The sequence below is a fragment of the Prosthecobacter sp. genome (genome assembly GCF_044222345.1).
Lineage (GTDB): Bacteria > Verrucomicrobiota > Verrucomicrobiia > Verrucomicrobiales > Verrucomicrobiaceae > Prosthecobacter.
Genome location: NZ_JBGANL010000105.1, coordinates 1 through 7,936, shown reverse-complemented (window position 1 = coordinate 7,936; position 7,936 = coordinate 1). Strand labels below are relative to the sequence as shown.

The following is a 7,936-nucleotide window of genomic DNA, read 5'->3' as shown; positions in this document are numbered from 1 at the left end:
CAGGCTGTGTGAAAACACTCTTTTTAGAAAGGCCTGCCCGGAATGCCGGTTAAATTCTGGCATTCTGCCAGGCGATTTTGCCCTCAGCGCTGTGCTGCTTTCCTGAGCGCTTGTAATGCGCTTATCAGAGGGACGGTGCAGTGCATTTGAGGCCCGTTGACTCCCGTCATGCCGCCTTGGGCAGCGCTCTGAGCAGTTCGCTCATCGGTTTGAGATTGAGCACGCGCCTGAGGTTGTAGGCCAGTGCGCTGAGGCTGAACTCAGCTTTCACCCGCTCCAGTCCGCGGGTCAAAAAGTCGCCGTGCCCCCATTGCTTGAGCGTGCCAAACACATGCTCGACAACCTCGCGCCTGCGGGCGCTGATCGCTGATTTTCCGGCCATGCGTGCCGCTGCCCGCTCCAGCACGGCTTCATTGCGCAGACGGTGGATCTTCCTGTAGCTGCCGCCGGTGCACCGGGCCTTAAGAGGGCAGGTGCGGCAGGCCGCTGCATTGGCATAGTGCAGGACGGTCTTGCCGTGGCTGCGGCATTTGCCCCGCAGCTTGAGACGCTTGTCTCCGGGGCATTGATACTCGTCTGCCACCGCGTCGTAGGTGAAGCGCTCCTTGCCAAACACTCTCCTGCCATCCCTGCTGCTGCGTCCGCTGGTGCTGCCCTGCGCAGGCACATAGGTGATGATGTCTGCGGCTTCACAGGCTTCGAGCTCGTCGGCCGAGTGGTAGCCTTTGTCAGCGACCACCTCCAGGCTCGGCACCTTGAGTTCAGTCTTCGCGGCCTGGGCGACAGCACCGAGCTGGCCTCGATCACAGGCCGACTGCACCACCTCTTCGGCGACGATGAGGTCATGCTTTGCATCCACGGCGACCTGCACGTTGTAGCCGATGAAGAACCCGCCGCGCTGCGTGTCGCACATCTTGCGTGCATCGGCGTCGGTGAGCGAGACTTCGGTCCGGGCGCTCTTCTGCATCTCTGCAAGCAGCGCGGCATGCTCCTGGCGGCTGGCGCGCAGTCCGGCGATCTTTTCGGCCATGGTCTCAGGCTTCCTGCCGCCGGCGGGTGGCGAAGAGGAAGGCGGCGGTGGCGGCCCCTGCTCTGCATCCTGCGTGTCGAGCTCGCGCAGGTAGTCATCAATGCGCTGGTCGATGTGTTTGATCACCTCGCGCAGCTGCTCGGCGTTGAAGTGGCGGCGCCTGCCGTTGCTGGCCTTGAACTTGCTGCCGTCGATGGCCACGAGCTCCGCGCCAAAGAGCTCGAGCTTGCGGCACAGCAGGTTGAACTCGCGCAGCACGCCTTTGAACGCCTTGCGGTTGTCACGGCGGAAGTCGGCGATGGTCTTGAAGTCCGGGCGCAGGGTGCGCAGCATCCAGATGACTTCGAGGTTGCGCGCAGCCCTTGAAGTCGAGCGACTCGGCATACGCATCAATGAAGCGCACGGCGGCTTCCGCTGCGACGTAATCATCCAGGCATGGCGGCAGCATCTGCACTTCGCTGCGATCAGTTCCTCGAAGGTGGCTCATGCTCATCTTGTTGCGCATGAACATGCCACCGGTCAAACCGGTGAAATAGTTTTCACACAGCCTGGACAGCCCGCCCTACCTACGCTGGGCATGCGAGGGGCTGGCGTATGGAGGTAGGGCTGCTTGTCCTCAAGCAGCCGTCGCGTGTCTCGCGGCTTTCTATATCTCCCCATCTGCTTTCCTGAATGGGAGGAGTATGAGCAGGAGGAAGAGGAGGATTGCTCAGAGCACGTTCACCGCAGCACCACCGTCCACCACGATGCCCTGGCCGGTGATGTAGGCGCCGGCTTCGCTGGCGAGCATAAGGGCGGGGCCGGCGAGTTCGCGGGGAGCGGCCCAGCGCTTGAGGGCGGTGCGGTCGGCGAAGTATTGTTTTTCCTCGTCATTGAGCAGCTTGCCGGGCATGTCGGTGAGGAAGGGGCCGGGGCAGAGGCAGTTCACGGTGATGCCATAGGGCCCGAGATCGAGCGCACTGGCGCGTGCCAGACCAATGAGCGCAGCCTTGCAGGCGCAGTAAACATTGCGCTTCAAGCGACCGCCGACGCCGAGGACGCTGGAGATGTGGATGATGCGGCCCCACTGGCGGGATTTCATGCCGGGAACGACGGCGCGGGTGAGGGACATGACGGCGGTGAGATCCACCTCGACGTTGCGGTCCCACACCTCGTCGGTGATTTCATCAATGGCCTGCGGATTGTTGATGCCGGCGTTGTTGACGAGAATGTCGATCTTGCCGAGGCGCTTTTCTGCTTCCACGGCCAGCGCCTTCACAGCGGCACGGTCGGCCATGTCGGCCACCATCCACTCGACTTTGACGCTCAATCCCGCGCCGATTTCAGCGGCGGCGGCGGCGAGTTCTTCGGCATTGCGGCTGGAGATGAAGACATCCGCGCCTGCTTCGGCGAAGCCACGGGCCATGGCTTTGCCAAGACCTTTGCTGCCGCCGGTGACGAGTGCTGCTTTGCCAGAGAGATTGAAGAGTGGGGAGGACATAGGTGGGGAAGTTGACGATTGTGTCTTGAAAGGTGTGCGGGCAGCTGCCTTCAACAATCAAAAATCGATGGTTCGACAATCTTCAATCTTTCCGGATCACGAGCTACGTGGGCGTGCGTGATTGACGATTGATGAACAAGGATTGCTGATTTTTGAAGTGAGGGGGCCCCTCCTTACTTCACCACCTTGCCGCCCAGAGAGAGGATGCGGGCCTTGCCTTTGGCGTCCTCGGCTTCGGCGATCTGCTTGTTGGTCACATACATCTGCGAGAGCGCGGTCCAGGCGAGCAGGTCGTTGGGCTGGAGGGTCGTTGCCATCAGGCCGGCGCCGATGGCCTCCTTCACCTCGCCGTTGCGCAGCAAGGCCATGCCGAGGGCATGCCAGCTCTCAAAATGGTTCGGGTCCAGCGCGACACAGCGGCGGTACAGCGCGATGGCCTCCGGCAGTTCGCCAAGGGCGACGTGTCCGCTGGCTTCATCGTAAAGTTCTTCGACGGTGGATGGCGTGTCGCTCATGCGCGTCGAGGGTCGGTGTCTCAGCCCAGCTTGGCGTAGGCGATGCGTGCGGCTTCGTGCTGTTTCTTGAACCAGGCTTGGAAGAGGCTCCGGCGCTCCTGATCAGAAACGGATTCCACCTGGCTCTTGCGCAGTTCGGCGGCGTCCGGGCGCTTGCGCAGTTCCTTGGCGCTGACGTAAACGAGCACGGTGGCTTTGCCATTGTCCACATCCACGGCATGCGAGATGCCGCCGACGGCGGTGTTCGCGGCCTCCTGGGCGATGTAGAAGCTGTTGGGGACTTCCTGAGGTGGGTTGGCGATGTCGATGTCCGGCAGGGCCTCAAGCGTGAGCTTCTGCGCCTTCACCAGTTCATCGATTTTCTTGCCCGCCTTCAGGCCTTCGGTCAAAGCCAGGCGTGCTTCATTCACAGCCTTGGTGCGGGCTTCATCCGCCTTCTGGCCCAGCAGCACGTCTTTGATTTTGGCAGTCACTTCGGCCAGTGTCTGCTGCTTGGGTTCTTCGACCTGGGTGACATCAAACACATACCAGCCCTTGATGCCTTCGACGGCTTCCGCAGGAGCTTTGGAATCCTTGGGGCGTGCGAAGATCTGTTCGACCAAGCCGCTTTCGGACTTGAGTGCGTCGGGAGGGCTGCCCTGGGCAAAAGCAGGGACGGTTTCGACTTTTTCCTTCGTCTGCTTCGCCGCATCGGCAAAGCTCTTGTGCCCCTTGACGGTGAGGTCATTGAAGGCATTCACGCGCTGCACGATGGCGTTCTGCGCCTTCTGACGCTCTTCCAGCGGCTTCTTGTCCAGATCCTTGGCGTTTTCGAAGAAGACGTAGCTCACCGCGCGCTTTTCGGGGGTCTTGAACTCCTCTTTCTTCTCCTCGTAGTACTTCTTGATCTCGTCATCGGTCACGGTGGCGGCCTTTTTGAAGGTCTCGGTTTCGAAGGTGATCTTGGAGCCCTTGAAGGTCTGATAGCTGCTGGCGTACTGCTTTTCAGCAGCCAGCGGGGAGGCGGTGTAGTTCTTGGTCACCAGTTCCTGCAGCTTCCGCAGGCCCACGATGTCCTTCATGATGTCCAGCAGGGCCTCGCTGTCGAAACCCATGGAGGAGGCGAGCTGCTCCAGCATCTGGCCGCGGGAGACGTCGAGCTTGCCGTTGTTTTGCAGGGCAGGGAGCTTGTCCAGTGCGGCACGTGCCTCCGCAGTGCTGGTGCGGATGCCGAGTTTTTCCATCATGTGACGTGCCACAAAGAAATTGGCAAAAGCATCCAAGCCGCCCGAGGAGGGGATGATGCTCAGGATCGAAGACAGTTCATCGGACTGCAGGTAATACTGGGTGAACTGCACGGAGCGCTGCGCGCGCTGGACGTCAGCCACGGTGTAGTCCTTGCCGAACACCGTGAGGGCCACGTCGGTGACGAGCATCTTCTTCTCATGGTTCGCGGTCGTCTGGGAAACTCCATAGTAAAACATGGAGATGATGATGGAGATCGTCAGGGTGATGAGGAAGGCACCACGGTGGCGGCGGAAAAATTCGAGCATGGGAAGTCAGGTCGGTTGAAGGGCGCGCAATAAGCCGCACCGTACCCCGGCAGCAACCGGAAAGTGGAGTTCACTCATCTGGCGCCTCTTGGAAACATTCGGCCTCATCCCTTGACATTGCAGGCACCCGGCACACTTCATGCGCTCCGATTTTCCGTTGATCGCCTGCCCTCATGCCCCAAGCTCCCACGAAACGCTACTGGACCGTCCGCTCCTCCTCCATCCATAACCGTGGCATTTTCGCCCGTTGTGACATTCCCAACGATGTGCCGATCATCGAATACGTCGGTGAAAAAATCACCAAGGCGGAGTCCTCCCGCCGTGGGGAGGCGCTGGTTGAGAAATCCAAGAAGACCGGCTGTGCCGCCGTCTATGTGTTCACCCTGAACCAGCGTTATGACATCGATGGTGCGAAGGGGAAAAACCCTGCGCGCTACATCAATCACTCCTGCGCCCCCAACTGCGAGGCCTACATCATCCGCGGCCGCATCTGGATCTACTCCCTGCGCGAGATCAAGGCCGGCGAGGAGCTGACCTACAACTACGGTTTTGACGTGGACACCTGGGACGAGCATCCCTGCCGCTGCGGCACGGACCGCTGTGTCGGCTTCATCGTGGAAGAAAAGCAATGGCCGAAACTCCTGCGCAAGCTGGAGAAAGTGGAGCGCGATGCCAAAAGCGGGAAGCTCAAGCTGAATGGCGGCAAGGCTGCCACCAAGACTCCGGCAAAGAAGAAAAAGAAAAGCGCCTGACCTTCCCCCTCACACCCGCCGCGTCTCGCGCTCCGTCGCACGGGCGGCGGCGCTGTTTTGGAAATGGGTGATGGCGGCGGCGAGGGCGTCGGCGGCATCCGGCTCCGGCGTTTCACGCAGGCGGAGCTGGGCGCGGATCATGAAGGCCACCTGGTCTTTCTGCGCCGCACCACGCCCCACGGCGGCCTGTTTGATTTCGCGCGGGGCATATTCGTAGATCGGCAGGCCGTGCTCCGCCGCAGCGATGAGGCAGGCTCCGCGCGCGGTGCCCAGCACGATGGCCGTCTTGTAGCTCTGCACGAAGATGGTGGACTCGATGGCGCACACCGTCGGTGAATGCCGGGCGATGACGTCCATCAATCCGGCGCGGATGGCGACGAGGCACCCGGAGGGCAGCAGGGCCGGCTTGTTGTGAATGACGCCCCACTCGATCGCGCGCAATTGCCCGGCGGCGCATTCCACCACCGCCCAGCCGGTTTTCCGCAGCGCCGGGTCGATGGCCAGGACGCGCTCCACAGCGGGCGTCACGGCGGCAGCCGGGGAACTGCTGACGATGCGGGCCATCAGCGGCGTTTTTTAGGCCCGCTCTGGCCGAGGCGGAAGAGTTGGTCCACGGATACGGTGCCTGATCCAAACAGGAGCAGCGTCACGGTGATGATCAGGTAGAGCCACGCCGCCTCCACCCGTGGGGAGTCCGTGTTGTGCAGCACCACCAGCGTGGTGATGACCACCGGCAGGAAGATGAAGGCAAACAGCCGGGTTAAAAAGCCGAGGATCCAGCTCAAGGCCACGGCGAAGATGAGGAGCGCGACGACCGGGGCCAGCAGATGAGCGTAGGGCATGCCCGCTTCATGAAACGCAGGCACCCAGGCCCAGGGCTTCTCCTGAAAGAAGAAATGGTAGGCGTTTTGCACGGCATTGAGGCCGTAGCGTGTCATGAGCAGCAATCCGGTCCCGATGCGGAGGATGGCGGCGGTTTGAAAAAGTGAGCTCAGGGGGCTTTGCGCGGTGGCGGGACCACTGCCGGTGTATTCGAGCATGATGCGAAAATCAGATGTCGGGAGAAAGTGTGATGATGTCACCAGCCTGCGGCCTCCAGTTTTTGTCCGCTGCTTCCAGTGAGGTGAAGAAGTGACGCTGGCCGTGACGTGAAATGTAGAAGCCACGGGCGGTGGAACCGGATTTGCGCCCGCCGGTGACGGTGACGGCCTGTCTCACGCTCATGTCATCAAAGATGGGGATAAACTCGGGCTCCATCACATCCCCATTGAGGAGGATCACCGGGGTGTTTTCCACGGAGATGATCTGCACCGTGATCTCCCGGGTGTTGCGTCCGGCCAGCCGGAACACCGTGGCGATGGCCTCCGCGGCCTTGGGCAGAGTCAGTCCTCCGACTCGGGCGGTGCCCACCTTGCCGAGCGGGAGCAGCCCTTCGGCGTTGATCATCTCAATGCCGCGATAGATGCGGTCCGGGCTGCGGGTGCCTTCGTAAATTTCGAGGCGCACGGTGTGGCCAAAGCCCAGGGTGCCGCGCGAATTGAAGGGCACATCCGGGTCTTCAGAGTTCACCTTGTCCCTCTCAGCCATGCCGGGGACGAGCTTGGCCACGGTGTTTCGGCTCGGCAGGCTGGGCAGGCCGATCTTCGGCAGCTTGGGCATCGAGTCTGGAATGAGGCTCTTGATCATGCCACAGGAGCAGAGCAGGAAGCTGGCGGCGGCAAAAAGAAGGGCTGTGAGAACACGCGACATGGGAAGCAAGAAACAGGTTTCGCCATGATGGCGGCACGTCGTGCGATGGCAAGAGGCTTTCGTCTCTGGCGTGATTACTTCCGGGCCTGGCCCACCGGCTTTGGCCGGGCGGGGAATCATGCCCCCGACTGGGTGACTTCCTCATAAATCCGCCGCGCTTCGGTGACGGAGGCCGGCCGGTTGGCGGGGGCGCGGTTGATGAGCCATTCGACCCACTTCACCGTGCGGGCGGGCAGGTCGGGCCGCAGTGCGCCCAGCGGCGGTGTGCGGGGGTGCAAATGGGCGGCCATCACCTGCGGTTTGGTCTCGCCGTCGAAGGGATGCTTCTGTGTCAGCGCATAGTAGTAAATGCAGCCCAGCGCATAGATGTCCGTGCGCACGTCCACGGGGGCGCGCTCAAACTGCTCCGGAGCCATGAAATGGATGGAGCCGAGCAACCCGCTGCAGGCTTCCGGGGCTGGCGCTCCTCCCTGCGGGGTGCTTTGCGCCAGACCAAAATCGAGGATCTTTACCTGCAGGCCTCCGTTCGGCAGCCGGTGGATCATGAGATTTCCAGGTTTGAGGTCCAGGTGCAGGATGCCCTTGGCATGCACGGCGCTCACTCCGTCCAGCGTCTGGCTCACCAGGGCGTTGAAATCCGTGGCCGACAAGGCACCACGCATGATGACATCCTCCAATGTCTCGCCCTGGGCCAGCTCCATCACGATGAAGCCACCCTCGGTATCCACGCCAAAATCGTACACGGCCACGACGTTCGGGTGCTGCACCACCGACAGCTTCCGTGCCTCGCGGATCAGGGCGTCCACCGTCGTGCCGCAACCACCCGCCTTGTTGGATAGGATTCGTTTGATCGCCACCTCGCGGCCTTGCTGGGTGTC

The 7,936-nt window shown here is 61.7% G+C and carries 10 protein-coding genes; 1 reads left to right on the top strand and 9 read right to left on the bottom strand.

The window, feature by feature from the left end; translation table 11 throughout:
• Positions 1–166: 166 nt before the first annotated feature.
• The 5 genes from ACILSL_RS26225 to ACILSL_RS26205 form a co-directional block, all read right to left on the bottom strand.
• The gene (locus ACILSL_RS26225) at positions 167–1,363 is read right to left on the bottom strand and encodes an IS1182 family transposase (RefSeq protein WP_395735036.1); all 1,197 of its coding nucleotides are present in this window, start codon (positions 1,361–1,363) and stop codon (positions 167–169) included.
• Positions 1,311–1,517 (bottom strand): hypothetical protein, encoded by a 207-nt coding sequence (locus tag ACILSL_RS26220; protein ID WP_395735035.1) that lies wholly within the window; start codon positions 1,515–1,517, stop codon positions 1,311–1,313. Before ACILSL_RS26220 ends, ACILSL_RS26225 begins: the two co-directional genes overlap by 53 nt.
• Before the next feature lie 222 nt (positions 1,518–1,739).
• Positions 1,740–2,510: an SDR family NAD(P)-dependent oxidoreductase gene (locus tag ACILSL_RS26215; RefSeq protein ID WP_395735034.1), complete on the bottom strand. Its 771-nt coding sequence runs from the start codon at positions 2,508–2,510 to the stop codon at positions 1,740–1,742.
• Positions 2,511–2,683: 173 nt separating this feature from the next.
• A complete protein-coding gene (locus ACILSL_RS26210; protein ID WP_395735033.1) occupies positions 2,684–3,025 on the bottom strand; it encodes a tetratricopeptide repeat protein in 342 nt (113 codons plus the stop codon).
• A gap of 20 nt (positions 3,026–3,045) precedes the next feature.
• Positions 3,046–4,557, bottom strand: coding sequence for a peptidyl-prolyl cis-trans isomerase (locus tag ACILSL_RS26205; protein WP_395735032.1), 1,512 nt, complete (start codon positions 4,555–4,557; stop codon positions 3,046–3,048).
• A 173-nt stretch (positions 4,558–4,730) separates the two neighbouring features.
• Here ACILSL_RS26205 and ACILSL_RS26200 point away from each other — a divergent pair, with 173 nt between their 5' ends.
• Entirely contained in the window at positions 4,731–5,309 is a 579-nt protein-coding gene (locus ACILSL_RS26200; RefSeq protein WP_395735031.1) for an SET domain-containing protein, read from the top strand.
• 9 nt (positions 5,310–5,318) lie between these two features.
• Here the strand turns inward: ACILSL_RS26200 and ruvC are convergent, their stop codons facing one another.
• The 4 genes from ruvC to ACILSL_RS26180 form a co-directional block, all read right to left on the bottom strand.
• A complete protein-coding gene (gene ruvC, locus ACILSL_RS26195) occupies positions 5,319–5,873 on the bottom strand; it encodes a crossover junction endodeoxyribonuclease RuvC (RefSeq protein ID WP_395735030.1) in 555 nt (184 codons plus the stop codon).
• Positions 5,873–6,349, bottom strand: coding sequence for a DoxX family protein (locus tag ACILSL_RS26190; protein ID WP_395735029.1), 477 nt, complete (start codon positions 6,347–6,349; stop codon positions 5,873–5,875). The genes ruvC and ACILSL_RS26190 overlap by 1 nt, the downstream gene beginning before the upstream one ends.
• 10 nt (positions 6,350–6,359) lie before the next feature.
• Positions 6,360–7,058 (bottom strand): hypothetical protein, encoded by a 699-nt coding sequence (locus tag ACILSL_RS26185; protein WP_395735028.1) that lies wholly within the window; start codon positions 7,056–7,058, stop codon positions 6,360–6,362.
• Positions 7,059–7,174: 116 nt separating this feature from the next.
• Positions 7,175–7,936, bottom strand: a 762-nt coding sequence (locus tag ACILSL_RS26180) for a serine/threonine-protein kinase (protein ID WP_395735027.1), incomplete at its 5' end; no start/stop codon positions are given.